This window comes from Streptomyces sp. NPDC031274 (assembly GCF_055570235.1).
The window spans coordinates 316,920-343,069 of sequence record NZ_JBVIHP010000001.1; the positions used below are offsets into that span (position 1 = coordinate 316,920).

General features: G+C 70.4%; 24 protein-coding genes. 17 read left to right on the forward strand and 7 right to left on the reverse strand.

Annotated elements, in window-relative coordinates:
- The first annotated feature begins 165 nt into the window (after positions 1 to 165).
- Positions 166 to 711: a GNAT family N-acetyltransferase gene (locus tag ACZ5CR_RS01475; protein ID WP_468852434.1), complete on the forward strand. Its 546-nt coding sequence runs from the start codon at positions 166 to 168 to the stop codon at positions 709 to 711.
- A 121-nt stretch (positions 712 to 832) separates the two neighbouring features.
- Entirely contained in the window at positions 833 to 2,308 is a 1,476-nt protein-coding gene (locus tag ACZ5CR_RS01480) for an FG-GAP and VCBS repeat-containing protein (protein WP_468852436.1), read from the forward strand.
- Between the two features lie 285 nt (positions 2,309 to 2,593).
- On the opposite strand, the gene ACZ5CR_RS01485 is transcribed toward ACZ5CR_RS01480, so the two are convergent.
- Complete coding sequence (locus tag ACZ5CR_RS01485) at positions 2,594 to 3,580, reverse strand: NAD(P)-dependent alcohol dehydrogenase (RefSeq protein ID WP_468852971.1); 987 nt, start codon at positions 3,578 to 3,580, stop codon at positions 2,594 to 2,596.
- A gap of 106 nt (positions 3,581 to 3,686) precedes the next feature.
- On the opposite strand from ACZ5CR_RS01485, the gene ACZ5CR_RS01490 reads away from it, so the two are divergent.
- Positions 3,687 to 4,388 (forward strand): TetR/AcrR family transcriptional regulator, encoded by a 702-nt coding sequence (locus ACZ5CR_RS01490; protein WP_468852438.1) that lies wholly within the window; start codon positions 3,687 to 3,689, stop codon positions 4,386 to 4,388.
- Positions 4,389 to 4,642: 254 nt separating this feature from the next.
- Positions 4,643 to 5,131, forward strand: coding sequence for a hypothetical protein (locus ACZ5CR_RS01495; RefSeq protein ID WP_468852440.1), 489 nt, complete (start codon positions 4,643 to 4,645; stop codon positions 5,129 to 5,131).
- 39 nt (positions 5,132 to 5,170) lie between these two features.
- Here the strand turns inward: ACZ5CR_RS01495 and ACZ5CR_RS01500 are convergent, their stop codons facing one another.
- Entirely contained in the window at positions 5,171 to 7,372 is a 2,202-nt protein-coding gene (locus ACZ5CR_RS01500) for an FUSC family protein (protein ID WP_468852973.1), read from the reverse strand.
- A gap of 220 nt (positions 7,373 to 7,592) precedes the next feature.
- Here ACZ5CR_RS01500 and ACZ5CR_RS01505 point away from each other — a divergent pair, with 220 nt between their 5' ends.
- A complete protein-coding gene (locus tag ACZ5CR_RS01505) occupies positions 7,593 to 7,727 on the forward strand; it encodes a hypothetical protein (protein WP_468852442.1) in 135 nt (44 codons plus the stop codon).
- A gap of 12 nt (positions 7,728 to 7,739) precedes the next feature.
- Here the strand turns inward: ACZ5CR_RS01505 and ACZ5CR_RS01510 are convergent, their stop codons facing one another.
- Entirely contained in the window at positions 7,740 to 8,318 is a 579-nt protein-coding gene (locus ACZ5CR_RS01510; RefSeq protein ID WP_468852443.1) for a TetR/AcrR family transcriptional regulator, read from the reverse strand.
- Positions 8,319 to 8,620: 302 nt separating this feature from the next.
- Here ACZ5CR_RS01510 and ACZ5CR_RS01515 point away from each other — a divergent pair, with 302 nt between their 5' ends.
- The 4 genes from ACZ5CR_RS01515 to ACZ5CR_RS01530 are packed head-to-tail and all read left to right on the forward strand — an operon-like array spanning position 8,621 to position 13,428.
- Entirely contained in the window at positions 8,621 to 9,175 is a 555-nt protein-coding gene (locus tag ACZ5CR_RS01515) for a 2Fe-2S iron-sulfur cluster-binding protein (protein ID WP_468852444.1), read from the forward strand.
- Positions 9,172 to 10,164 carry an FAD binding domain-containing protein gene (locus ACZ5CR_RS01520; protein ID WP_468852447.1) on the forward strand — a complete coding sequence of 331 codons (993 nt, stop codon included), beginning with the start codon at positions 9,172 to 9,174 and terminating at the stop codon, positions 10,162 to 10,164. The genes ACZ5CR_RS01515 and ACZ5CR_RS01520 overlap by 4 nt, the downstream gene beginning before the upstream one ends.
- Positions 10,161 to 12,287, forward strand: coding sequence for a xanthine dehydrogenase family protein molybdopterin-binding subunit (locus ACZ5CR_RS01525; RefSeq protein WP_468852448.1), 2,127 nt, complete (start codon positions 10,161 to 10,163; stop codon positions 12,285 to 12,287). The genes ACZ5CR_RS01520 and ACZ5CR_RS01525 overlap by 4 nt, the downstream gene beginning before the upstream one ends.
- Positions 12,280 to 13,428 (forward strand): XdhC family protein, encoded by a 1,149-nt coding sequence (locus ACZ5CR_RS01530; RefSeq protein WP_468852450.1) that lies wholly within the window; start codon positions 12,280 to 12,282, stop codon positions 13,426 to 13,428. The genes ACZ5CR_RS01525 and ACZ5CR_RS01530 overlap by 8 nt, the downstream gene beginning before the upstream one ends.
- Before the next feature lie 55 nt (positions 13,429 to 13,483).
- On the opposite strand, the gene ACZ5CR_RS01535 is transcribed toward ACZ5CR_RS01530, so the two are convergent.
- A complete protein-coding gene (locus ACZ5CR_RS01535) occupies positions 13,484 to 14,533 on the reverse strand; it encodes a heterodisulfide reductase-related iron-sulfur binding cluster (RefSeq protein WP_468852451.1) in 1,050 nt (349 codons plus the stop codon).
- Here ACZ5CR_RS01535 and ACZ5CR_RS01540 point away from each other — a divergent pair.
- The gene (locus ACZ5CR_RS01540) at positions 14,520 to 15,467 is read left to right on the forward strand and encodes an SLC13 family permease (RefSeq protein ID WP_468852453.1); all 948 of its coding nucleotides are present in this window, start codon (positions 14,520 to 14,522) and stop codon (positions 15,465 to 15,467) included. The two genes, ACZ5CR_RS01535 and ACZ5CR_RS01540, sit on opposite strands and share 14 nt — an antisense overlap.
- 39 nt (positions 15,468 to 15,506) lie before the next feature.
- Here the strand turns inward: ACZ5CR_RS01540 and ACZ5CR_RS01545 are convergent, their stop codons facing one another.
- Both ACZ5CR_RS01545 and ACZ5CR_RS01550 read right to left on the reverse strand, forming a co-directional pair.
- Complete coding sequence (locus ACZ5CR_RS01545; RefSeq protein ID WP_468852454.1) at positions 15,507 to 16,271, reverse strand: YqjF family protein; 765 nt, start codon at positions 16,269 to 16,271, stop codon at positions 15,507 to 15,509.
- A gap of 164 nt (positions 16,272 to 16,435) precedes the next feature.
- Complete coding sequence (locus ACZ5CR_RS01550; protein WP_468852455.1) at positions 16,436 to 16,840, reverse strand: DUF5997 family protein; 405 nt, start codon at positions 16,838 to 16,840, stop codon at positions 16,436 to 16,438.
- A gap of 58 nt (positions 16,841 to 16,898) precedes the next feature.
- Between ACZ5CR_RS01550 and ACZ5CR_RS01555 the strand changes: the two genes are divergently transcribed.
- Positions 16,899 to 17,723 carry a LysR substrate-binding domain-containing protein gene (locus ACZ5CR_RS01555; protein WP_468852457.1) on the forward strand — a complete coding sequence of 275 codons (825 nt, stop codon included), beginning with the start codon at positions 16,899 to 16,901 and terminating at the stop codon, positions 17,721 to 17,723.
- 53 nt (positions 17,724 to 17,776) lie between these two features.
- Here the strand turns inward: ACZ5CR_RS01555 and ACZ5CR_RS01560 are convergent, their stop codons facing one another.
- A complete protein-coding gene (locus tag ACZ5CR_RS01560) occupies positions 17,777 to 18,796 on the reverse strand; it encodes a YdcF family protein (RefSeq protein ID WP_468852458.1) in 1,020 nt (339 codons plus the stop codon).
- 123 nt (positions 18,797 to 18,919) lie between these two features.
- Between ACZ5CR_RS01560 and ACZ5CR_RS01565 the strand changes: the two genes are divergently transcribed.
- The 6 genes from ACZ5CR_RS01565 (at position 18,920) to ACZ5CR_RS01590 (ending at position 26,132) form a co-directional block, all read left to right on the forward strand.
- Positions 18,920 to 19,150: a hypothetical protein gene (locus tag ACZ5CR_RS01565; protein WP_468852460.1), complete on the forward strand. Its 231-nt coding sequence runs from the start codon at positions 18,920 to 18,922 to the stop codon at positions 19,148 to 19,150.
- A gap of 115 nt (positions 19,151 to 19,265) precedes the next feature.
- Positions 19,266 to 19,574, forward strand: a complete 309-nt coding sequence (locus tag ACZ5CR_RS01570) for a hypothetical protein (protein ID WP_468852462.1) — start codon at positions 19,266 to 19,268, stop codon at positions 19,572 to 19,574.
- 209 nt (positions 19,575 to 19,783) lie between these two features.
- Positions 19,784 to 20,137 carry a hypothetical protein gene (locus ACZ5CR_RS01575; protein WP_468852463.1) on the forward strand — a complete coding sequence of 118 codons (354 nt, stop codon included), beginning with the start codon at positions 19,784 to 19,786 and terminating at the stop codon, positions 20,135 to 20,137.
- Between the two features lie 498 nt (positions 20,138 to 20,635).
- Positions 20,636 to 21,724, forward strand: coding sequence for a DUF1996 domain-containing protein (locus ACZ5CR_RS01580; RefSeq protein ID WP_468852465.1), 1,089 nt, complete (start codon positions 20,636 to 20,638; stop codon positions 21,722 to 21,724).
- A gap of 128 nt (positions 21,725 to 21,852) precedes the next feature.
- On the forward strand, positions 21,853 to 23,607 hold the full coding sequence (locus ACZ5CR_RS01585; protein ID WP_468852466.1) for a discoidin domain-containing protein: 1,755 nt from the start codon (positions 21,853 to 21,855) through the stop codon (positions 23,605 to 23,607).
- Positions 23,608 to 23,687: 80 nt separating this feature from the next.
- Entirely contained in the window at positions 23,688 to 26,132 is a 2,445-nt protein-coding gene (locus tag ACZ5CR_RS01590) for a glycoside hydrolase family 3 C-terminal domain-containing protein (protein ID WP_468852468.1), read from the forward strand.
- Positions 26,133 to 26,150: the final 18 nt, after the last annotated feature.

The following is a 26,150-nucleotide window of genomic DNA, read 5'->3' on the forward strand; positions in this document are numbered from 1 at the left end:
TTCGAACGAGGTGGCCTCGGCGACGGAGCCGCCACGCCGGTCTCGACAGCCCGGCCACATCTTGCGCCCTCAACCTGACGCCGGGGCTCTTCGCCACTCGCCCCAAAAACGACGCCTCAAAGACGACCCTCGGCCCCAGACCGCGTATCGTGCCAGAATCTCCCGATGGGCTCGATCATGGACTGCGCGCCGCTCACCATCCACCCCGCGACCACTGAACTGCGCCCCGTCATCGAACAGTTGGCGCAGCTGTACCGACACGACCTGTCGGAGTTCCTGGGCCATCTCCCGGCACCCGACGGAACGTTCGGGTTCAGTACTCTGCCGCTGTTCTTCGATGAGCCAGGGCGTCAGGCCCTGCTGATCCAGTACGGCGCTGCACCGGCCGGTTTCATCCTGACCCGTCCCACGTCCGAGGGGGCGACCTCGATCTCGGCGTTCTTCGTCGTACGTGCGCTTCGCGGGCGCGGCGTCGGCCGACAGGCTGCCCTGCGACTGCTGCGCTCCCGGCCCGGTGCGTGGGCCATCGCCTTCCAGGAAGCCAACGCGGGTGCCGCGCGCTTCTGGCGGGGAGTCGCCGTGGCGGCCGTGGGTTCCGCATGGCACGAGGAGACCCGTCCGGTGCCACCCCCGGCTCCTGCGACTCTGCCGAACGACAACTGGATCTTTCTGAACACAGCTCAGGTATCCGAAGCCGGGTCCGTCCCGTAGTCGGTCTGCGCCCGTTCACGTGCCGTTCGGCGCACAACCATCAGGCGTTTCCGCGTGTCTCGTAGATGAATCACATCTGCGCGCACGCGTCTCGACATCGCTCGCGCCATGAGGAGGAACCGTGGGCATCCGCAGACCTGCCATCTCGACCGCCGTGGCCGCCGCCCTGATCGGGTCACTCGGCGTGCCGATCGTCGCGGGCACCGCATCTGCGAGGGACGGCGCCACCACCGTGCGCGAGGACTTCGACGGTGACGGCTACCAGGACATCGCCGTCGCCGCCCCCGGCGCGAAGGTCGGTGGCCATGCTTGGGCCGGATACATCACGATCAGCTACGGCTCGGCGCACGGCCTCGACCCCGCGCGCACCACGGTCATCACCCAGGACACCCCCGGTGTGCCCGGCGACTCCGGCGACGACCAGGTCTTCGGCTACGCGATGGTCTCCCGTGACCTGGACGGCGACGGCCTGACCGACCTGGCGGTGGTGGCCCGCGGCTACCGAGCGGAGAACAACGTCAGCGGATCGGTGATCGTGCTGTGGGGCCGCAAGACCGGCATCTCCGGCCAGGACGCCGTCCGCGTCGACGCACCGGCGAACGCCCAGGTCGGCGAAGACATCACCGCGGGCGACTTCGACGACGACGGGCACATGGACCTGTTCATGCGCAACGGCGAGGACTACGACTACCACGACGTGCTCTACGGCCCCTTCGGCCGGGACGGCGCCCCCGCCCGCGAGCAGCAGGTGAAGGTGTACAGCACCGACAACTCCATCAACTCGACCGCCGCTGGCGACTTCAACGGCGACGGCATCGAGGACCTCGCGACCTTCTACGTCTACGAGAACCACGCCGAGGGCGGCAAACTGTGGCTCGGCACCAAGGCCGGCCTGTCCACCGTCCCGCAGCGGCTCGACTCCTCGTCCAGCACCGCCGTCGCCGACTTCGACCAGGACGGCTACGCCGACCTCGCCACGCGCATCTTCCCGAACGGCGACACCGAGGGCACCGAGGAGGACCCCGGCACCGTAAAGATCTCCTACGGTTCGTCGTCCGGTCCCAGCCAGACCCGTACGCAGACGATCACGCAGAACACGGCGGGCGTGCCCGGGGCGAGCGAGAAGGGCGACCAGTTCGGCGGACGGCTGAGCGCAGGCGACGTGAACGGTGACGGATACCCCGACCTGGCCGTCGGCGTCCCCGGCGAGGCGATCGGCTCGAAGGCGAAGGCCGGTGCCGTGGTGCTGCTCAAGAGCGGCAAGGGCGGACTCACCGGCAAGGACGCGCAGGCGTTCCACCAGGACACGGAGGGCGTGCCGGGTGCCGCGGAGTCCGGCGACCTCTTCGGCGGTTCGGTACGACTGCTCGACGTGACCGGGGACGGCAAGGCGGACCTGGCCGCGGGCGCGCCGGGCGAGAACCTGGGTACCGTCGTGAACGGCGGCGCGGTGTGGCTGCTGCGCGGCGCCGCCTCCGGCGTGACGGCCTCGAAGTCGGCCGCGCAGAACCCGACGGACATCGGGGCACCGGCGGCGAAGGCGTTGTTCGGCTTGAACCTGAGCGGCGACAACGGCCCCGGAACGGTGATCCCCTAGAGCTCGCGACACGATCATGAGCGGGATGTGAAGCCTGCCGCAGAAGGACGTGAACCGTCCGCGCCCGGTCCTTCCTGCCGGAGCCTGGAGGAGTGGCGGAGGATCTCATCCCCGAGCTCGCTCCCCGCGCCGCCCGCATCGGCTCCGTACGGACGACCCGGACACTCGAAGGGGCGGCGTCCGGCCTGATCGAGAGGCGCGGGCCCGTGATCCCCGTACCGCTGCGGGAAGCAGCGGTGTTCCTGCTGGAGTCCCTGCCGGGGGCAGAGGGCTTGAGTGGGGCTCTCAGCCCAGCTCCATCGCCTGTGAGGCCCTGACGTCCACCACGAGCTTCCCTCGGACGCCGCCCGCCTCCAGCGCACGGTGCGCACCGGCGACGTCAGCCAGTGGGTACACGGTGTCCACAACGGGCCGTATCGCACCGCTCTCCGTCAACCGGGTCAGTTCCGCGAAGAGTTGGTGGCCAGGGTTCCCGCTGAAGATCCGCACACGTCGCGAACCGAACACCGTGGACCCCACGATGTAGGAGAGCGACGCGGCCATGCGCCGGGCGTCGAAGGTGACCGCCACCATGCGGCCTCCCGGTGCAAGCAGTCGGCGGTACGCGCTCAACTCCGTGCCGACCGTGTCGAGTACGACGTCGAAGCGGCCGAGGTCGGCCGGCCCGGTGGTCGCGTAGTCGAAGGCCGCATCGGCTCCGAGGTCCCGCACGAAGTCGAGGTTCTTGGCGCTCGCGAGCGCCGTGACATGTGCGCCGTACGCCCGCCCGAGCTGGACGGCCACGCTCCCGACGCCGCCGCTCGCACCACGCACAAGCAGCCGCTCACCCGCCGCCAGACGGGCCTTGTCCCGCAGCGCCGTGATCACCGTGGTGCCGACACCGGGCAGAGCCGCGGCCCTGACCAGATCAATGCCGGCCGGAGCGAGGGCCAGCTGCCGAGGGCGTACGACCACGAACTCCGCCGCGCTGCCGAAACCTTGGGAGCGTGCAAGGGCGCCCCACACCCGGTCGCCCGCCGCGAGGCCGGGCACGGGGGAGCCCAGAGCCGCCACCTCACCGGCGAAGTCGATCCCCGTGCGCTTGGGGAAGCCCCGCCCGGCAAGTCCCGTCACCAGCCGCACCTTCCCTGCCCGGCCCATCAGCTCGCCGCCGTTCACGCTGGCGGCGTGGACGCGCACCAGCACCTCACCCGGGCCCGCGTCCGGCTTCGCCAGGGTGCCTTCGTACAGGACCTCCGGAGAGCCGTAGCTGCCGTACAACGCCGCGCGCATGTCACTCATCGTTTCCGTATCCCTGTCTGTGGCCGCCGGATGTAACTGTCAGCGACGTTAACGCGCTAAACGGAGAGGGTCGTCCACTTGAGCTAATGTGAGAGACATGCCTGCTGATTCCTCTCGGATGCGGCCCGATTCCTCGCCGACGCGGCCGACGGCGGAGCTCGCCCCGGCCGCGGCGGCAGGGCTGCGCGCGGACGCGCTCCACAACCGCGAACGCGTCCTCGAAGCCGCCCGCGATCTGTTCGCCGTACGCGGCCTCGACGTGCCGATCGCCGCCATCGCCCGCCGCGCGGGCGTCGGCGTGGCCACGCTCTACCGCCGCTTTCCCACCAGGGACTCCCTGGTCTCGGAGGTCTTCGCGGACCAGTTCGCCGCCTGCGTGGCAGTCGTCGACGATGCCCTCGCGGACCCCGATCCGTGGCACGGGTTCCGAACGGCCATCGAGAAGGTGTGTGCCATGCACGTGGCCGACCGTGGATTCACCGCCGCGTTCCTGACGGCGTTCCCGGACGCGATCGACTACGAGGGGGAACGCGCGCGTGCCGAGCGGGGCTTCGCGCGACTGGTGCGGCGCGCCAAGGACGCCGGGCGGCTGCGCGCCGACTTCGACCCGGCGGACCTCGCGCTCCTCCTCATGGCCAACTGCGGCATCGCCGTGGGCTCCGCCGAGGCGGCAGCGGCCGCGTCCCGACGTTTCGTCGCCTACCTCCTCGATTCCTTCCGCGCCGACCGCACCGCCCCGCCCGAGCCGCTGCCCGCACCGGTTCCCCTGGAGCTGCGCCACGTGGGGACCGGCCGGTGAGGTGACGCACGCACGGTGCGCCGGGGGCACCTGACACATCTGACGGCTCCGCTGGGGGCGACATTCAGCCTTGGGCCGGAGCCGCCCCGCGGCGTATTGCGTCCGCGCCCCAGTCGTACGACAGTCAAAGTGGCCTCTGTAGGGGCGAGTTGACGGCTCGCCCGCGGAGGGCTCGCCCCGGACCTTGGCGACAGATCACGCCTGTGATGTGGACCCTGCCCGCCCAGCGGGCATCCCGCCGGGGGAGCCGGGACATGGACCGACGCGAACGACGTGAACGCAGTGCGCTGACCGAGCAGGAATGCCGCGAGCTGCTGGCCTGTGCCTTGGCCGCTCGACTGACCGTCGTCCATCGCGGCCTTCCGTACATCGAACTGGTCGGCCTGATCGACCTCGACGGCGATCCGGTGGCCCTGCTGCCCGACGACAGTGACATCGCGCGGGCCCTCTCGGCCGTGATCTCCCCGCGCAGACTGGTCGCCATGCAGACCGACGACCTGACCGACGCCCAACCCTGGGTCAGCTCCGTCACCGTCGTGGCCCGGCCCCGCTGGATCGTCAGTGTGGACGGACTGCGCGCGTGCCGTCGCGCCGCCGCGGCCTGCGGCATGCACGCCGCCCTGGACGCCTGGTTCCTGGCCCTGACCCACCCCGCGCTCTCCGGCCACCGCACCGCACTGCGCGGGGCGGCGCACCTGCGGCTCGCGGCGACACAGGCCCCCAGGAGCGCCGTCGCGAGGTGACGACCCCTCAGGAATCCGTCGGGAGGTAACAGGAGGCGTTCAGACCCGCGGAGCCCTGCTCGCCGACCGGCCCCGGCCCTCGACCGGCACATCGAGCGGCCGGGCGAGGCCCACCACTCCCTCGTCGAGGCGCTGCAGATGGCGCAGGACGCGGTAGGTCACCGTGCCCGAGCGGGGAGCGCCGGATCCCTCGGCATCCAGCATCGAGGCGATGCTGGCACCCGACTCGACCTCACCGGTGGCCTTGTCGTCCTCCACGTACGCGGCGATGACCTCGATGTTGTGGGCGATGCGCAGGCCCGCCCGCTCCAGACGCGGATCGGCCGCGATGTTCTTGCTGTACGGCACGAGCTCGGCCGTCGCCGCAAGGGAACGGGCGTGATAGGCGCAGGTCTCCAGGAGCGCCACCAGGTAGCGGGCGGTACGGCGGCGGCCGCGCAGCGGAGTGATCGGGTGGGTCAACGGCTGGATGGAGGCCCGCAGATCGTCGAGCGCGGTGTCCAAATCCCGCGCCTTGTCCAGGAGGTCGGCGGCCGGGCCTCCACTGAGCTGCTCGACCGACGCGGAGATGACGTCGGCGAGCCTGGTCAGGACCGTGTTCAGGAGCTCGTCCGTGCGCCGGTCGGTGTGCACCGGCAGTACGAGTACCGCCGCGATGATGCCGCAGGCCGCTCCGAGTGCCGTCTCCTCGATGCGCAGCCAGAGCACGGAGAGGCTGTAGGTGTTCAGGAGCGTGTAGAGCAGGCCCAGCATCGCCGTGACGAAGAAGGACATGAGCGCGTACGACAGAGGAGCGGTGAAGAACATCGCGAAGATGAAGACCAGGACGAGCGCGAACGCGACCCACGTGTGGTTGCCGACCAGACCCGCGAGGGCCACACCCGCGACCACCCCGAGCACCGTGCCCAGGAGCCGTCGGTAGCCCTTGACCAGGATCTCGCCCGTGGACGCGGTGTTGAGGAACACCACCCAGCAGGTGAGCACCGCCCAGTACCAGCGCTGGGTGGAGAGGAACTCGCCGCCGACGATGGCCAGGGTCGAGCCCACCGCGACCTGGAACGCGGCCCTGGTGGTGGGGCGCCGCAGCCCGGTGCGGTCGTCCTCGTCGGTCTCGGCGGCCTCCTCGGCACCGGCGATCGCGATGTCCTCGGCGTCGAACTCCTCGCGGGAGCGGGTCGTCGCCGGTGAGTCGTCCGACTCGTCCTGGGGACCGTCGAGCGCGATCCGCAGGCCGAGCACGGCGCGCGCGGCCTCACCGATTCCGCGGAAGACGTCCTGGACGGCCATCGAGGCCCGCGGCAGATTGTCCTCGTCGCGGTAGCCGAGCAGCCTGTTGCGCACGTGGGCGAGGGCCGTGCCCCGGTCGTCGGCGACCGGGCGGCCGACCAGCAGATGCAGCGCGCCGAGATCGCGGCGCAGAGTGACGGTCGCGTCGTCCTCGGCACGGATGTGCGTGCCCGTCGCCGGTACGGGCGCGTGCGGCAGGTGCAGGGTGAGGGTGTCCGCGCGTTCGGCGCTGCGCGCGTTCAGGAGCAGCACGCCCAGACGTTCCGCCGCGATCTCCGCGTCCGCCACGCGGCGTTGGACCAGCGTCGCCGTGGCGGCGTCGGGCGTGCCCTCCTCGAGGCGGCCCTGGATCATCAGGGCGGTCTCGTGCAGCCGGGCGGTGCCTCGCCGCAGCTCGCCGAGCACCTTCTCCAACTGCTCGGGCGTGGCGTCAAGGAGCTCTGTCTGCGTCGCCACCAGCTGCGCGAGCCGCGCTCTGAAGGCGACGCGCAGCCGCCCCAGATCACGCCCTGGCGTCTCCGGCACGACGGCGAACCGTACGACGGCACTGCACGCGAAGGCGACGGCCAGAGACAGGTACAGGCTGGGCAGCGCGGACGTGGTGGCGCCCACGAACAGCGAGACGAAGTAGACCTGAAAGCCGATCAGGCCGAGTGTCGTGCCCCGGTCGCCGAACCGGCGGCTGTAGACGGCGCCGAAGATCAGCGCGATGAAGAAGATGTCACCCGCGACGACCTGATCGTGCAGCAGCGCACCCAGCGAGATCGCCGTGATCGCTACGGGCAGGCTGAGCGCGAGCGTGATCGCCTGGCCGCGCACCTCCTTCTCCTTGATGGCGAAGGTGGAGACCATCGCGGTCATGGCGCCCGCGACCATGTGGGTGACGTCGGTGCCGATCAGCGCGAGAACGACGAGCGTGAGCGCGATCGAGCCGACCGTCCGCAGCCCCGCCATGAGGCGCAGGAGCCCGGGGTCCGACGCCACAAAACGATCCCATGTGCCGGTCCTGGTCCGCCGTGTCACTGCGCTCACACCCTCATCGCCGCTGTTCAAGGCGAGATTCTGTCATGGCGGGTGCAACCGGGCCTTGAGGGTTCACAGCGTGATACGCCCAGGGCGTCGGCCGGAAGCGAGAAGAAGTCTCCGGGGCGAGTTCAACGACACACTTGAATCCATGAATCCAGCAGACGACGAACTGACCGGGACGGAACTGCGCGCCGACACCCCGGAACCTCACGACACACCAGGCGAGACCGCCGTCGCCGCGTGCGTCGCGGCGCCGCTGACCAGGTCCTCGCGGTCCCGTTGACCGCGTGACGCCTCAGCGCCCGGGCGCCCCGGCGCGCAGTCCGTCCATGACCAGGTCCATGAGCCGTCCGGCGCGCGACTGCCAGTCGCCGTGCGGATCGATCTGCCAGAGACCCGCGATCGCGAGCAGGAAGTCGTCGGGGGTGATCCCCGGGCGGATGGTGCCGGCCTCCTCGTTCGCCTTGAGGAGGAGCGTGACGGCCGATGTGACAGGGCCGTGCCCCACTCCGGCCAGCGTGCCCATCGTGCTGGTGGCCTTGCGAATCGCGTCGGCCAGGCCCGCCTTGGCCATGGCGTACTGCGCGAGGCGGTCCATCCACTCTCTCAGCGCCTGATCGGGGGCGCGGGTGTCGAGGAGTTGGCAGGCCGTGTCGGCGACCTGCTGGACTTCGTAGCGGTAGACCTCGAGGACGAGTGCCTCGCGGTTGGGGAAGTTGCGGTAGAACGTCCCCTGTCCGACGCACGCCTTCTTCGCGATCGCGCTCAGCGGGGCGTCCGCCGAGCGAGTCAGCTCGGCCAGTGCCACTTCCAGGATGCGCTCGCGATTCCGTTGCGCGTCCGAGCGCAACTGTGCGTCCTTCTTCGGGTGCACTCGACCTCCTACCGAGAATCGCGGCCCGGGCCGCTCTTGCTAAGCGGACAGCTGTCCGTTAAGTTCTGAGGCTAACGGACAGTTGTCCGCTTAGGGTCACCATAGCGGCAGACTCAGCCGGTGGGTGTGGTCGGCCGCGCTCACCGCGGACCGCTCGCTCCATCGCGTACGCCATGGTTGCCCCGAGCGGACCCCCTTTACGCACAGCGCCATCCCCTTCCCGCACTCTCCGTCGGGATCGCCCCGCACCACGTAACCCCCCTCACGTGACAGAAGCTGACAGAAGCGAAAGAAGGCTGATCGTGGCCCTATCGACGTCCAGCGCCATCACCCTGAACATCAACGGCGAAAAGCACACGCTGCCCGTCGACCACCGCACCACCCTGCTCGACGCCCTGCGCGAGCGCCTCGATCTGACCGGCACCAAGAAGGGCTGCGACCAAGGGCAGTGCGGCGCCTGCACGGTCCTCATCGACGGGCGCCGGGCGGTCTCCTGCCTGCAACTCGCCGTCGCTTCCGAGGGCCGCGAGATCACCACCATCGAGGGCGTGGCGGAAGGAGAGCGGCTGCACCCGGTGCAGCAGGCGTTCCTCGACCTCGACGGCTACCAGTGCGGCTACTGCACACCGGGGCAGATCTGTTCGGCCATCGCCGTCATCGAGGAGCACGCGGCGGGCTGGCCGAGCGCCGCGACCACCGACGTACGGCCCGAAGCGGGCGTGCCCGAGCTGAGCGCCGACGAGATCCGGGAGCGCATGAGCGGCAACCTGTGCCGTTGCGGCGCGTATGTGTCGATCGTCCAGGCAGTCGCGCAGGCGGCAGCCACCGAGACCGAGAGTGCGGAGACCGTGGCATGAGGGAATTCGGCTACCAGCGGGCGTTCGACGTCCCCGGCGCGGTCGCGCTGCTCGGCACCGACCCCGACGCGCGCGTCCTGGGCGGCGGCACGAACCTCGTCGACCTGATGAAGACCGGCGTGGAGCGGCCCGGACTGCTCATCGACGTACGCGAGCTGCCCCTCGACCGCATCGAGGTCACGGACGACGGCGGTCTGCGGATCGGCGCCACCGTCACCAACAGCGACCTCGCGGCCGACCCCGAAGTGCGCCGCCGCTACCCGGCGCTGTCCGAGGCCGTCCTGGCCGGCGCGTCGGGTCAGCTGCGCAACATGGCCACCGTCGGCGGGAACCTGCTCCAGCGCACCCGCTGCGGCTACTTCGCCGACCTGTCCAAACCCTGCAACAAACGCGACCCCGGCAGTGGTTGTCCCGCCGTCGAGGGTGAACACCACAACCACGCCATCCTCGGCGCCACCGAGCACTGCGTGGCCGTCCACCCCTCCGACATGGGGGTGGCACTCGCCGCCTTCGACGCCGTCATCTCGTACGAAACGGCTGAGGGCACCGGCGAGTTGCCGCTCGCGGACTTCTATCTGGCCGTGGGCAGCACTCCGCACCTGGAGACCGCGCTGCCCTCCGGCGCGCTCATCACCGGCATCACCCTGCCGCCCGCACCGGTCGCCGCCCACTCCCGCTACCGCAAGGTGCGCGAGCGCGCGTCGTACGCCTTCGCGATCGGTTCGATCGCGGCCGCGATCGACGTCCAGGACGGTGCCGTACGCGAAGTGCGCCTGGCCTTCGGCGCGGTGGCGTCCCGGCCCTGGCGCGCCCGGGAGGCCGAGCGGGTCCTGACGGGAGGCCCGGCGACCGCCGAGGCGTTCGCCGCCGCGGCGGACGCCGAGCTGGCCGCCGCGCGGACACTGCCCCACAACGGCTACAAGGTGACGCTGATGCGCAACCTCGTCGTCGCCCTGCTGACCGAGCTCACCGAGGAGGCCGCGCGATGACGGCGACGACCACATCCACCGGGGCTGCGAGCGCCGTCGGCACCTCGTTCACCCGTGTGGAGGGCCGGGACAAGGTCACCGGCGCGGCCCGGTACGCGGGGGAGATCCCCTTCGCCGAACTCGCCCACGGCTGGCTGGTGCTGTCCACGATCGCCCGCGGCCGGATCCTCTCGATCGAGAGCGATCCCGTCCGCACGATGCCCGGTGTCCTGTCCGTCCTGCACCACGGGAACGCGCCGCGCGTCGACGGTGACTACGTCAGCATGCTCGGCAAGCCCGACCCGATCGTGGAGGTCTTCCAGCACGACCGGATCCCGTTCGTCGGCTGGCCGGTGGCGCTGGTCGTCGCCGAGACCTCCGAGCAGGCAAGGGAGGCCGCCGAGGCGCTGGTGGTGCGGTACGAGGAGGAGCCGCACGACGTCGCGTTCTCCTCGGGGCACCCCGGCACGTACACGCCGGAAGGCGACGGCATGCTGATGGAGAAGGGCGACGTGGAGGCGGAACTCGCCTCGTCCGCCCATGTGGTGGACGAGGAGTACACCACCCCCGAAGAGCACCACAGCTCGATGGAACCGCACGCGGCGATGGCGCGCTGGGACAACGGACGCCTCGAAGTCGTCGACTCCAACCAGGGCAGCACCTGGGTCGCGGACGAACTGGCGAAGCTGTTCTCGCTCGACCCTTCCTCGGTACGGGTACGGTCCGAACACGTCGGCGGCGCCTTCGGGTCCAAGGGCGTGCGCGTGCACCAGATCCTCGCCGTGATGGCGGCGACGCAGCTCGACCGCCCCGTCAGGGTCGTCATCACCCGGCGCCAGCTCTTCACGCTCACCGGCTACCGCAGCCCCACCGCCCAGCGCGTGCGGCTCGGCGCCGACGCCGACGGACGGCTGCGCGCCGTCGACCACCAGGCGCACAGCCTCTCCTCGACGGTCCATGAATTCGTCGAGGCGAGCGCCGGGTTCGGACGCCCCATGTACGCCTCCGACGCCCACCGCAGCGTCAACCGCTTGGTGCGTCTCGACGTGCCGACGCCGACCTACATGCGTGCGCCCGGTGAGGCTCCTGGCTCGTTCGCCCTGGAGTCCGCGCTCGACGAACTCGCCGAGCGGTGCGGCATCGACCCGATCGCGCTGCGCGCCCTCAATGAACCGGACGTGGGACCCGTCTCCGGGCTTCCGTTCGCCAGCCGCAATCTGCTGTCCGCCTATCAGGAGGGCGCCCGCAGGTTCGGCTGGGCGGACCGTGACCCGCGTCCCGGCGTGCGACGCGAAGGGCGCTGGCTGCTCGGCACCGGCACCGCGTCGGCCACCTTCCCGGTGATCGTCGCGCCGTCCACGGCGGCCGTCACGGCGGAGGCCGACGGCACCTTCACCGTGCGGATCACCGCCGCGGACGTCGGGACGGGCGCGCGGACCGCCCTGACCCTGATCGCGGCGGAAGCCCTCGAGGTGTCCCAGGACCGCGTCCATGTGCGCATCGGCGACAGCGACTTCGGCCAGGCGGCGATCTCGGGCGGCTCGATGGGCACCCGATCCTGGGGCTGGGCGGTCACGGCCGCGGTGGGTGAGCTGCGCGAGCAGCTGGCCCTGGGCGGCGACATTCCGCCGCAGGGGATCACGGTGCGCTCCGACACGAGCGCGGCCGTCGGGGCACTCTCGCAGAAGGAACGGCACTCTTACGGAGCGCAGTTCGCCGAGGTCGCCGTCGACGTCACCACCGGTGAGGTCCGTGTGCGGCGCATGCTCGGCATCTTCGCGGCGGGCCGGATCATCAACCCGCTGACCGCACGCAGCCAGTTCGTCGGCGGGATGACCTGGGGCCTGTCCATGGCCCTGCACGAGGAGGCCCACCGGGACCAGGCGTCGGGCGGCCATGTCGGCGCGGACTTCGCGGGCTACCACTTCGCCGCGAACGCCGACGTGCCGCTCATCGAGGCGGACTGGGTGGACGACACGGACGCCGACGACCCGATCGGCATCAAGGGCATCGGCGAGATCGGCATCGTGGGAGTCGCCGCGGCGATCGCCAACGCGGTCTGGCACGCGACCGGCGTACGCCACCGGAACCTGCCGATCCGGCCCGACCGTGTCCTGAACGCGGGAGGAGCCCTGGATGCTTGACATCGCCGACGCGCTGCACCGCTGGGTCGAGGAGGGCCGCGCCTTCGCCGTCGCCACCGTCGTGACGGTGGGCGGCAGTGCGCCGCGCGCGCCCGGCGCGGCCCTCGCCGTCGACAGCGAGGGCACGGCCATCGGCTCGGTCTCCGGCGGCTGTGTGGAAGGGGCGGTGTACGACCTGTGCGTCCAGGCGCTCCAGGACGGCCAAGCGGTACGCGAGCGATTCGGCTACAGCGACGAGGACGCCTTCGCGGTCGGCCTCACCTGCGGCGGCGTCATCGAGGTGCTCGTCACGCCGCTGGGCGTGGACGCGCCGGGCAGGCAGGTCTTCGCGGCGGCACTCTCGGCCGCGGCCCGGGGACAGGCGGCGGCGATCGCCCGCGTGGCCCTGGGCCCGGCCGAACTCCTCGGCAGGGTCGTGCTCGTGCACCCCGACGGATCGTACGAAGGAGGTCTCGACGGCCATCCGGACCTCGACCGTACGGTGGTGGGGGAGACCCGCGCGATGCTGGACGCGGGCCGCACCGGCGAGTTCGTCGTCTCGGAGAGCGGATCGCGCTGTGGGGTGCCTCTGACCCTCTTCGTCGAGTCGAGCGTTCCCCCGCCACGCATGATCGTGTTCGGCGCGATCGACTTCGCGGCCGCCCTGGTGCGTACCGGCAAGTTCCTCGGCTACCACGTGACCGTGTGCGACGCCCGTCCGGTCTTCGCCACGCGGACCCGTTTCCCCGAGGCCGACGACATCGTGATCGACTGGCCGCACCGCTATCTCCGGGACACCGCGACCGACGGGCGCACGGTCTTGTGCGTACTCACCCATGACGCCAAGTTCGACATCCCGTTGCTGGAGGTGGCCCTGCGCCTTCCGGTCGCGTTCGTCGGCGCGATGGGCTCGCGCCGCACCCACGAGGACCGCAACCGGCGTCTGCGTGAAGTCGGCGTAACGGAAGAGGAGTTGGCCCGCCTGCACTCCCCGATAGGGCTCGATCTCGGGGCCCGCACCCCGGAGGAGACCGCGCTGTCCATAGCGGCGGAGATCGTCGCCGCGCGGCGGGGCGGGACGGGCGTTCCGCTGACCGACTCAGGGATGCCGATCCACCACGAGCACGAGGCGGGGGTGGGCGGCTCCACCGCGGCCGCGTGACCTGGCCGAGTATGAGGGCGGCCGCGGTGCTCGGGCACCACGGCCGCCCTCGCACTCATGCCGGTTCCACCGCCTCCCCCAGCAACTGCACCGGATGCCAGGCGTTCCGCTCGGTCCCGTGAAAGATCTGCTGGCGGCACGACACACCCGTGGCGACCACGACCGTGTCGGCTCCCTCCGCATTGATCGCGGGGAACAGCCGGTCCTCGCCGACCGTCATCGACACCTCGTAGTGCTCCGACTCGAAGCCGAAGGAGCCCGCCATCCCGCAGCACCCGGCGTCCAGTTCACAGACCGACGCCCCCGGGATCCGGTTCAGGAGTGCGACGGTCGCGGCCGTGCCGACCTCCGCCTTCTGGTGGCAGTGGCCGTGGTAGAGCAGCTTGCGTCCGGCGAGCCAGGAGTCGTCGCGCAGTCGCAGCCGCCCGTCGTCGATGGCCTCCACGAGCAGCTCCTCGACCTGGCGGACCCGGCCGGCGATGTCCTTGACGGCGGGATCGTCCGGCAGCAGGGCCCGGTGTTCGTCGCGCAGGGTCATCAGACACGAGGGCTCGCAGCCCACGATCGGCGAACCGGGCTCGGTCGACTGCCGCAAGGAACGGGCGAGTTGACGTGCCTTGTTCTTCGCGTCGCCGACCAGGCCCTTGGAGAGGCTGGACCTGCCGCAGCAGCCCCCGCTCTCCAACCGCACCCGCCAGCCCGCCCGTTCGAGCAGTTCGATGGCCGCCCTGCCGATGCCCGGCTCGGTGAACGTGGTGAAGGAGTCGGCGAGGTAGGTGACGGTGCCCTGGGTGAGCGGATACGTGCCGGGCGTACGTCGCCGGAACCAGCGCAGCAAATTGCGGCGCGTGAACACCGGCAGCGGCCGCTCCGGGGCGATGCCGAGCACCCGGTCCATGAGCCGCCGCACGGGGGTGATGCGTCCCGGCAGGTTGGACAGCGGTGCGGTCGCCGAACCCAGCCGGTTCAGGAGCCGGATCGCACCGAACAGGCGGGTGCGCAAGGGCACTCCGTGAGTGTCGTGGTAGTGCGAGAGGGTCTCGCTCTTGAGGGCCAACGGAGCCAGCGCCGGAGGCTTCTCGCCGATCGGCGTGTTCGGCAGCATCACCAACAACGTGGTCGAGCGCAACCACCTGCCGGGCAACCCCGCCCTCCTGTTCACCGCCTCGTTCCTGTTCAACGTGGTGCTCTGCGTCATCGTCTTCTTCGCCTTCGGCGGACGACGATTGCTCGGGCAACGTGCGGAAACGTACAGAGGCCGAGGCCGAGGCGGAGGCGGAGGCGGTGGCGGAGGTGCAGGCGGAGGGAAGAGCGGCAGCGAGCGAGGCGACGGCGCATCGCCGCCCGGTGGACGACTGGTCGAGGCGGGAGGGGCCATGCCCGGGCGCGCCGTCGCCGTCGCGGCCACCACCGCACGCACGGCACCGGAGGAGCCTCTCAGGCTCGACGGGCCGCGCACGCTCACCCTCGTCGGACTGCTCAGCCTTGTCGCCGGAGCGCTCTTCTTCGACCTCGACGTCGGCCTGATGGCGCTCACCATCACCGTCGTCCTCTCCCTGGTCTCCCCGAAGTCGGTCACCGGCGCCGTGGACCGCTGCGCGTGGTCGACCGTGCTGCTCGTCTGCGGCATCGTCACCTATGTGAGCCAGATGGAGCGCATGGGCACCATCGACTACCTCGGCAAGCAGGTCGCCTCCATCCGGGCGCCCCTCGTCGGCGCCCTGCTGATCTGCCTCATCGGCGCCCTGGTCTCCGCCTTCGCCTCGACCACCGGAATGCTCGGTGCGCTGATCCCGCTGGCCGTGCCCTTCCTGCTCGCCGGCGAGGTGGGAGCCGTCGGACTCATCACGGCACTGGCCATCTCGGCGTCCGTCGTGGACGCATCGCCGTTCTCCACCAGCGGAGCACTGGTGACCGCCAACACCCCCGAAGACCAACGAGACTTCGTCTTCCGTCGCCTCATGGCCTGGGGGCTCGGCATCAGCCTGGTCGGCCCGCTCGTCACCTGGGGTCTGTTCGTCGTGCCCACTTCGCTGTGAGGCCGCACAGGGCGATGCCGTACGCCGTCGTGGCGCCCGTCAGGGAGTCGGGATGCCGCCCGGCCGGGCGGGACGCCCGAAACGGACCGGAACACCCGGTGAATACAGCACGCTCACCGGGTCCCCGACCGGCCGCGGCAGCCCCGCGGCCGCGACCAGATCCTCGTCGCACTCGATCAGATCGGCCCGGTGCAGCGGCCAGCGCGGATGCACGTTCGGCAGGAACATCTGCCGCCCGAAGAACGTGTTGTGCATGCCCCACCGGGCCGTCAGGAAGTGCTCGAAGTCGGTCGGCTCCTCGACCCGCTCGCCCACCCTGACCGCGATACGACTGTGCGTGCCGCGCGGCCCGGGCCAACGCCTGGCACTCGTGTACGTGACGGTGTCGCCGCTGTGCCGGATGCTCATCCGCGACCACTGGTACGGCAGCCGGAAAGCGCCGCGCGCGACCGCCACCGGTATCAGGCGCGAGGCGTCCAGGGAGCGGAAGACGACTCCGCGGCGGCCATGGGCGTCCACCGAGTAGAGGCGGACGTTGGTCTCGGGAAACGTACCCAGATAGGGGATGCCGGGCAGCCGGAACCAGCCGACCCGGTGCATGCGGAACGCGACGAGACCCACGTAGGTCGCCCCGTCGTGGAGGTCGGGAACCGTCCCGGCGGGCAGGAGCGGTGCCACGTCCGCGGGGTCGACGGCCCAGTGCACGAAGGCGAGGTCGAGCCACGACTGCGTGAGCAGTGGATTCTCGGCGGAGGTGGGGGGATCGGCGGATATCGGTTCCGGTACGGCAGGGACGATGGCCACGGGACCAGGATCGCAGGCACCTCGACCAGGCCCGTCCTGGGGGCGGTCATCCGGGCGGACGACGCGCCCGCGCGCCGCTGACCAGGGCGATCAGTGTCAGCCGCGCACGACTGAGCCCCCGGCTGACCGTGTCAGTGTCCGGGGGCTCGGGTCTGCGAGGGAGGTCAGGAACGCGGCCCCCGGTCCTGCTCTGCCCGCTCCGCGTTCTTCTCCTTGATGCGTACCGTTTCCTTGCGGACCTCGGCCTGCGTGGCACGCTCCTTCTGCAGCCACTCCGGATTGTCCGTCTTCAGTGCGTCGATCTGCTCCGTGGTGAGGGCCTCCGTGACCCCGCCACGCGCGAGACCGGCGATGGACACACCGAGCTTCGCCGCGACGACCGGCCGGGGATGCGGGCCGGTGCGCCGCAGCTCCTGCAGCCACTCGGGCGGCTCGGTCTGCAGGGCGTTCAGCTCGGTGCGCGAGATGACACCCTCCTGGAACTCGGCGGGGGTGGCCTCGAGGTACACACCCAGCTTCTTCGCCGCGGTCGCGGGCTTCATGGTCTGGGTGGTCTGGTGCGACGTCATGGTCACCAGGGTATCGAGCGTGTGAGCTACCGCCGACCACGACCGGTAACCTGGCGGAGTGACAGACTCGCAAGTGACCCCTTCGTTCAGGCTCGCGTATGTCCCGGGGGTGACGCCCACCAAGTGGGTGCGGATCTGGAACGAGCGGCTGCCCGACGTGCCGCTGACCCTCGTCCCCGTGTCTCCGGGCGAGTCGTTCGAGCTCCTGCGCGGCGGTGGCGCCGACGCCGGTTTCGTACGCCTGCCGGTCGACCGTACGGACCTCAGCGCGATCCCCCTCTACACCGAGACGACGGTCGTGGTGATCCCCAAGGACCACGTCGTCGCGGCGGTCGACGAGGTGTCCGCGGAGGACCTGGCCGACGAGATCGTGCTGCACCCGCTCGACGACACCCTCCAGTGGGACGACCAGACCCTGCCGGGACAGCCCGCGAACGAGCGCCCCGCCACGACGGCGGACGCCATCGAGCTGGTGGCGGCGGGCGTCGGCGTCCTCGTCGTCCCCCAGTCCCTCGCCCGCCTGCACCACCGCAAGGACCTCACCTTCCGGCCGCTCTCACAAGCCCCGGAATCACGGATCGCGCTGTCGTGGCCGCAGGACGCGACCACGGACCTGGTCGAGGACTTCATCGGGATCGTCCGGGGCCGCACCGTCAACAGCTCACGGGGCCGCTCCCAGACTCCCGCTGCCGCCCCGGACCAGTCGAAGCGCAAGAGCCCCGACAAGAGTGGCGCCCGGCGCAAACCCGCGGCGGGCAAGCCGACCGGGAAGACGGGCAAGACGGGCAAGCCGACCGGAAAGACCGGCAAGAGTGCACGGAGCGGTTCCGGCGGCGCATCGAAGAGCGCCAAGCGGGGCAAGCCCGGCGGCCGTCGGTCCTAGTCCGGCTTCGCCGTCCCCGGGACGGCCACCGGCAGCCTCGCCCGCAGCCGTTCTCACCCGAAGCCGTTCCGCTGGGCCCACCAGGCGAGCACTCCGCCGAGGACGAGCAGCAGGCAGATGGCCACGTTGGTCCGCCTGTAGGAGACGAGGATCGCGGTGAACTCGCGGATCGTCGCGGTGGGCCAGAAGTACGCGGCGGTGGGGGAGCCCACCACGTGGCCGGTGATCCCGGTCCGCCGGGCGGTGAGCGCGGCGCGGAAGGCGTGGTAGTTGTTCGTGACGATGACGCACCGGTAGTCCGGTGTCGTCTTCTCCATGATCGCTTTGCTGAACCTCAGATTCTCGTCGGTCGTCGTCGAGCGGTCCTCCCGCTCGATCCGGTCGGCGGGGAAACCGCGGGCGATCAGGTAGTCGGCCATGGCGTGGGACTCCGGCAGGTCCTCATCGGGTCCCTGGCCTCCCGAGGTGATGAGCACCGGGGGGTCACCCCGCTCGGCGAGCCGCGCGTGTACCGCTTGCGCCCGCTTGAGGCGGCTGGCCAGGAGAGGCGGCACGGTGGAGCCACCGACGAGCCCTGAGCCCAGTACCACCACGTAGTCGGCCTTGCGGCGCACGCGCAGCCGCCCGTAGAGGAACGCGTAACAGACGAAGCTCAGGAACAGGAACGAGAGATAGCCGGCAAGGCCACCGGCCGCCGTTCCCACCCCGACCCACACCGGTGTCCGCACGACTACGGCTGTGACCAGCAGCGCCACGACGCCCAGGATGCACAACGCGGCCACGAGCGAGAGCAGGTTGGTGGGACTCCTGCCCTCCTTGCGCACCATCTGCAGGCCGTTGAGGATCAGGAGACTCGTCAGTACGAGGATGCCGAGTGACCCCAGCACCAGCAGCGACCACGCGACCGCCTGCCCCGATGCCGAGCCGGACCTGATCAGTTGGAACGCCCAGGCCGCAAGTCCGCAGAGCACGGCGAGCCCCAGGATCACGGCATTGCTGAACTTCCTGCGTTCGCGCGCCACGCGCACGCAGAAGACGAGAAAGAGGAGTACCGCGGGGGCGTAGACCAACATCCGCACAGCGTAGGCGTCGTGCGCCCCCGCCACGCCCCACCGGAGCGGATCCGGAGGCGTCCGCTGTAGTGATCTCCGGAGCCAGGCCGTGCCTTTTCCGGGGGACGGGGAGTTGACCCCGGTATGAAGAAGCGAAGCGTACTGGCCGTTGTCACTTTTGCCGCCGGGGCTGTCATCGCCGCGATCAGCCCGCCCCCGGGAGCGGACACGGCGGACACGGCGGGGCCCGTTCACTCGACGGGGGCGGTGGACGAGCTCGGTGACGTCGAGCAGTGGACCGACAGCACCTCGTCGAAGCCTGCCGCCGAGCAAGGTGTGGTCGCTCCTGACGTCTCCAGCACTCAGATGCTCTGAGGTGACGGACGCGGGGCCGGGACGTCCACGTTCCGGCCCCGCCTACGACCCCAGGCTCCGGACCCCACGCTCCGAAGGGACACGTGGAGCACTCGCCCATCCTTGGAGGACCCGCATGTCCCGCACCCGACAGGCGCGCAAGAGCGCGGCGCGACTCGCGGTCGTGCTGACGCTGAGCCTGTTGACTCTCCCGATGCTCGGCGGCACTGCCGCGGCCGGCGGCACCTGCTTCGCCACCCACGCCGATTCCCCGATCTACGCGGGGGACAACCCGTGGACCGAGATCGTCGGCTATCTCGATCCGGGCACGCCGGTGAACGGCACTCGCCAGGGCGAGGACGCCCTGTGGCGGGTCTCGCGCACCGACAACGGCCAGCAGCTCGGCTACATGCGGGCGGCCGACCTCCGCTGCGATGCCGGCTGACGGCGGCTGACAGTGGAACACGACGGCTGACAGCAGATCACGACCCTTCGTGGCGGGCCCGCCGCACCCCGGCCCGCCACGAACCGCACCCGCCATGAACCGCACCCGCGCCCGCAACTGAAACCCGTGGCCCGCACGCTTGCCGTACCGGTATCGTCCACCTCCTGACCAGCCGCTTCGGCGGCTTTCGACGCTGAGGTGGATTTCTCATGACCGGCCGGCCCGCGACGACGACCCTGTGGCGACCGACTGGGCCCAAGGAGCTGGAGCTGGTCCGTGAGTTGAAGTGGCGCGCCTGGCCGCCCCGGCTGCCCGAGCAGCCGATCTTCTACCCGGTCCTCAACGAGGACTACGCGATCAGGATCGCCAGAGACTGGAACGTGAAGCACGACGGCGCCGGTCACGTCACACGCTTCGAGGTCGACTCCGAGTTCCTACGCCGTTACCCCGTCCAGCAGGCGGGTGGCCGGACGATCCTCGAACTGTGGGTTCCGGCCGAGGAGCTCGACGATTTCAACGCCCACATCGTCGGCGAGATCCAGCTCGTCCACACGTTCCGGTGAGAGGCACAGGCCCCGGGTTGGCCCGTGAACCACAGGAGAGCGCTCTCCTGAGCTGCATCCTGCATCCTGCACGCCCCTGACTGAGACGTCAACGCCCCAGAAGTGCCTCTTCAAGCCGCCGCCGTATCGCGCCGAGTGGCGCTCGGGGCGGCGGATGTCGCGATGCTCAGCTCTCAACACCCCCTGACCACATTGAAGTTGCGTTCAGTGGCTCACGATTCCGGGGGAGTGGCCAGTCTCGTACGTCATCTGCGCGCCGCCGATCCGCAGTCATCGGCACCCAGTCGTTCACCGTCTATTGACACGCTCGTGTCACGGTGGGAACACTCCGGGAGAGCGCTCTCCCAACGCTGACTCCGACGGGCGCTCTGCAACAGGTGGCTGCGGGTGGCCGGTTGGCACCCTCGGCTGTCCCTGTCCCCACCCGGCATTCGGGAGCGCACGGCCACGGCTCCCGGGCCGGTCCCCACATCCCTCTCCACGTGGCAGGAGGTCTCCATGGCACGGAGATCGAGAACGATCTCGGGAGCGCTGATCGCGGGCGCCCTGATACTGAGCTCACTGGGCATCGGCGGCATCGCGATGAGCGCCGACAACGCCTCGCAGCCCCGGACGCAGAAAGCCATGGCATCGCACGCGGGACACACCATGGCCGCATCCACCCGAGCGTCGACGGACGACACCGACGGGGACGGGTACATCCCCGCGAAGGCGCCCGTCACCGGCGTCAAGCCCTCCGCGGACCAGCCGCCGCACCGCTACTTCCACGAGTTCCAGGCGCACTGTTCGGTCACGCACACCGCCCCCGACGACCCCATCGTCTACCCCGGGCAGCCCGGGAAGTCGCACGACCACACGTTCATGGGCAACACCACGACGAACGCCGACAGCACCACGGCGTCGCTGGACGCGGGCTCCACCAAGTGCCTCGCCCCCGGCGACAGGTCGGCGTACTGGATGCCCACGCTCTACAACGGCGACAAGGAGATACGTCCCGTAGGGGACCAGACGATCTACTACAAGGCCGGGGTCACCGACTACACGAGCGTGCGGCCGTTCCCCAAGGGGCTCAGGTTCGTCGTCGGCAGCCCGATGCAGAGCGCGCAGGAGTTCCGCAATCACCCCGGTTTCGTCGAAGGGTGGGAGTGCGGGACCAGCTACTTCAACGTCGAGTTCCCCAAGGACTGCCCCACGACGCCCGACACACAGCTCAACATCCGCTTCCAGGCGCCCAGTTGCTGGGACGGCAGGACGCTGGACTCGCCCAACCACCAGAGCCACATGTCCTACCCCGTGGTCAAGAACGGCACCAACGACAACATATGCCCGACGAGTCACCCCGTCGCCTTGCCGATGATCGAGTTCAAGATGGCGTTCCCCGTCAACGGGGATCTGTCGAAGGCCCGATTGGCGAGCGGCGCGAGCCACTCCTTCCACTACGACTTCTTCAACGCGTGGGACGACGCGACGCAGAAGGCGCTGGTGGACCACTGCATCGTCGGCGGCCTGCAATGCGACCCGCGCGGCTATGACCAGACGCACCCCGAGGCGGGCGCCGCGCTCGACGAGAACTACGAACTGCCCTGACCGCGACCTGCGAGGGGCGGTGCTCGATCTGTGAAGGGCGGGCTCCCTCCGCCCTTCACAGCCCCCGCCCCCACTCCGCACCTTCCCCACCCCCCCTGTCCCCGTCCCCCCCCATCCAGGAGACCCCCATGCTCAGACCTGGTACGGCTCTCTCCCTCCGCAGCGTCGTGGTTCCCGCGGCTGCGGGCCTGCTCGTGGCCGGTGCGCTGGTGCTTCCCGCGCAGCAGGCGCACGCGGCCGGCAGTGTCGTGAAAGTGACCGGTTCGCAAGGCAACTGGCAGCTCACCGTCGACGGCTCGCCCTACCAGGTCAAGGGCTTGACCTGGGGACCTTCGGTCGCCGACGCCGACAAGTACATGCCTGATCTGCGGTCGATGGGCGTCAACACCATCCGGACCTGGGGCACCGACGCCTCCAGCAAACCGCTGTTCGACTCCGCGGCCGCCCACGGCATCAAGGTCGTCGCGGGCTTCTGGCTCCAGCCCGGCGGCGGCCCGGGCAGCGGCGGCTGTGTCAACTACCTGACGGACACCGCGTACAAGAACCAGATGCTGGCGGAGTTCCCCAAGTGGGTGGACACCTACAAGAACAACCCCGGCGTCCTGATGTGGAACGTCGGCAACGAATCGGTGCTCGGCCTGCAGAACTGCTACACCGGTGACGAGCTGGAGAAGCAGCGCAACGCGTACACCACCTTCGTCAACGACATAGCCAAGAAGATCCACACGGTGGACCCCAACCACCCCGTGACCTCCACCGACGCCTGGACCGGCGCCTGGCCCTACTACAAGAAGAACGCCCCGGACCTCGACCTCTACGCCGTCAACTCCTACAACGCCGCGTGCGACATCAAGTCCGACTGGGAGAAGGGCGGGTACACCAAGCCCTACATCGTCACCGAGTCCGGGCCCGCGGGCGAGTGGGAGGTTTCCGACGACGCCAACGGAGTTCCCGAGGAGCCCACCGACCGGGCCAAGGCCGCCGGGTACACGAAGGCCTGGGACTGCGTGACCGGCCACCGCGGTGTCGCGCTCGGAGCCACCCTCTTCCACTACGGGACGGAGTACGACTTCGGCGGCGTCTGGTTCAACCTGCTTCCCGCGGGCCAGAAGAGACTCTCGTACTACGCCGTGAAGAAGGCCTACAAGGGCAGCACCGCCGGTGACAACACCCCGCCGGTCATCACCGATCTGACCGTCGACGGCGACGCGGGCAAGGTCCCGGCCGGTGCCCCGCTCACACTCACCACCAAGGTCAGTGACCCTGACGGGGACGCGCTCTCCTACGAGGTGCTCGCCAGCAGCATCTACATCGACAAGAACAAGGACCTCACTCCGCTGGCCGTCACGAACCAGGGATCGGGCCGCCTGAAGGTCACGGCCCCGGACAAGCCCGGCGTCTGGAAGATCTACGTCAGGGTCAGTGACGGCAAGGGCAACGTCGGCATCGAGACACGGTCCGTGCGCGTGGTCGTGCCGCCGGTCGACGGCAGGAACGTCGCCCTGGGCAAGCCCGCCACCGCCTCCTCCTTCCAGCCCGGCAGCGGCGACTGCCCGTGCACCGCCGCCAACGCCGTCGACGGCAACAACGGCACACGCTGGGCCAGCGATTGGAGCGACCCGCAGTGGCTCCAGGTCGACCTGGGCTCCACCACCTCCTTCAAGCACGTCCAGCTCAACTGGGAGACCTCGTACGCGAAGGCGTACACGATCCAGACCTCGGACGACGGACGGAACTGGAAGACCGTGCGCGAGGTGAGCGGCGGCAACGGCGGAGTCGACGACTTCGACGTGAACGGCTCCGGCCGCTACGTACGGGTCAACGGCACCCAGCGAGGCACCGGATACGGCTATTCGCTCTACGAATTCGGCGTCTACAAGTGACGCGCGACTGATGCAGACCTGAATGCGCGGCTGACCCGACTTCGGCGCCGCTTCCTCGTCGGGGGCAGGAGGAGCAAGGAATGACGCGGGACGAACTGCTGCGGCTGGTGGGTGCGCTGGACCTGGTGCGGAAGGTGGGTCTGCTGACCGGAGCCACGGTGTGGCGTACCCGGGCCGAACCGGCTGTAGGGCTACGGGAGATGGTCTTCTCGGACGGTCCCGCCGGTGTGCGGGGGGAGGAGTGGGACGAACGCAGGACCTCGCTGCTCCTGCCCTCCGCCTCCGCCCTTGGTTCACTCTGGGACGAGCGACTGGCCGGTGAGCTCGGCGAGCTGCTCGCCTTCGAAGCCCTGCGCAAGGGGGTGCACGCGGTCCTGGCGCCCACCCTGAACCTCCACCGCACCCCGCTGGGAGGGCGCCACTTCGAGTGCCTGGCCGAAGATCCGGAACTGGCCGCGCGCACCGGAACCGCCCTGATCCGTGGCATCCAGGCCCACGGCGTCGCCGCGACCGCCAAGCATTACGTGGCGAACGACTCGGAGACCGAACGGCTCACCATGGACGTACGGGTGGACGAGCGGACGCTGCGCGAGGTGTATCTGGCCCCGTTCGAAGCCGCCGTCAGAGCGGGCGTGTGGCTCGTCATGAGCGCGTACAACGGCGTCAACGGCACGACCATGACCGCGAACGAACTGCTGGCCGAGCCTCTGAAAGGAGAGTGGGGATTCGACGGGGCCGTTGTTTCCGACTGGGGCGCCGTGCGGCTGACGGCCCAGAGCGCGGCGGCGGCCCAGGACCTGGCGATGCCCGGCCCTGACGGCCCGTGGGGCGCTGCTCTGGTGGCGGCGGTCCGGGGCGGCAGCGTTCCGGAGAAGGCGATCGACGACAAAGTGCTGCGCCTGCTCACCCTGGCCGACCGGGTCGGCGCGCTCGGGAGCGGACGGAGCATCCCGCCGCGCGCGTGGCCGGGCGGCCGGGCACGCCGACTGCTGCGCCGGGCCGTGGCGGCGAGCACCGTCCTGCTGCGCAACAACGACCTACTGCCCCTGGAGCTCTCCGCGCTGAGCAGCGTGGCGGTCATCGGACGGCATGCGTCGGCCCCACGCCTCCAGGGAGGAGGCAGCGCCGGAGTCTTCCCGCCGGACGCCGTCACACCCCTGGACGGGATCCGGGCCCATCTGCGGGGGCGGGCCGAGGTGCTGCACGCTCCGGGCCCGGACCTGGGCGGGCAGCCGCTGCCGCTGGATTCCGCACGGTGCGAGAACCCTCTCACCGGGGAGCCCGGAGTGCTGTTGCGCGTACTGACAGCGACCGGTCATGAGCTTCACTCCGAACACCGCCTCTCCGGAAGGCAGTTGGAGCCTCCTGTCGCACCGGAAGCCCACACCGCCGAGATCAGCGCGCTGGTGCGCCCGGCAAGGGACGGAAAGTGGACGTTCGGGGTGGGCGGCTACGGCCGGATGAGCCTCGTGGTCGACGGACAGCCGCTGGTCGAAGGGGAGTTCGCGCGCGACACCGACGACCCCGCGGTCATCCATCTCGATCCGCCGCGCCGCCACGCATCGGTATGGCTGGCGGGCGGTCACACCGCACACGTCGTGGCACGCCGCGAGCTGGCACCCGACACCGGCCGCGCCGTCGTCGTGACGGCCGCGGCGCCCGAGCCTGACCCCGAGCAGGCGCTGGCCGAAGCGGTCGAGGCCGCACGCCACGCGGACGTGGCCGTGGTCGTGGTGGGCACCACGGAGGGTGGCGAGGCCGAGGGGCACGATCGCACCTCGCTCACCCTTCCGGGCCGCCAGGACGAGCTTGTCTCGGCGGTCGCCGACGCCAACCCGCGCACCGTGGTCGTGGTCAACTCGGGCGGCCCCGTGGAGCTGCCCTGGAGGGAAGAGGCCGGGGCGGTGCTCCTCTCGTGGTTCCCCGGGCAGGAGGCGGGCGCCGGGCTGGCCGACGTCCTCTTCGGAAAGGCCGAACCGGGCGGCCGACTGCCCACCACGTGGGGAGCCGCCCTCGCGGACGCGCCGGTCACGCGGACACGTCCGCGGGACGGCGAACTCGTATACGAGGAGGGCCTGCACATCGGCTACCGGGCCTGGCTGCGGGCGGGCCACGAACCGGCGTATTGGTTCGGTCATGGCCTGGGCTACACCACGTGGAGCTACGAACGCCTTCGGGCCGCGAGTGTGCGTGCGCACGGCGGGGGAGGAGCCTTCGCCGTGGAGGTCCAGTTGCGCAACACGGGGGTGCGCCCGGGACGTGAGGTGGTGCAGGTCTACCTCGCACGGCCCGACTCCGCCGTGGACCGCCCGGTCCGCTGGCTCGCGGGCTTCACGGCGGTCCGGGCGGAGCCGGGGGAGAAGGTGACGGCGTCGGTGGAGATACCGGCCAGGATGCTGCGCCACTGGGATACGGACGAGGGCGCATGGCGGACCGAAGCCGGTGTCTGGCGGATTCTTGCCGGGCGCAGCGCGGGAGATCTCCCCCTCACAGTGACGGTACGCAGGTCAAACAGCCGTCCCTAGCAGGCGCGTAGGCACGGG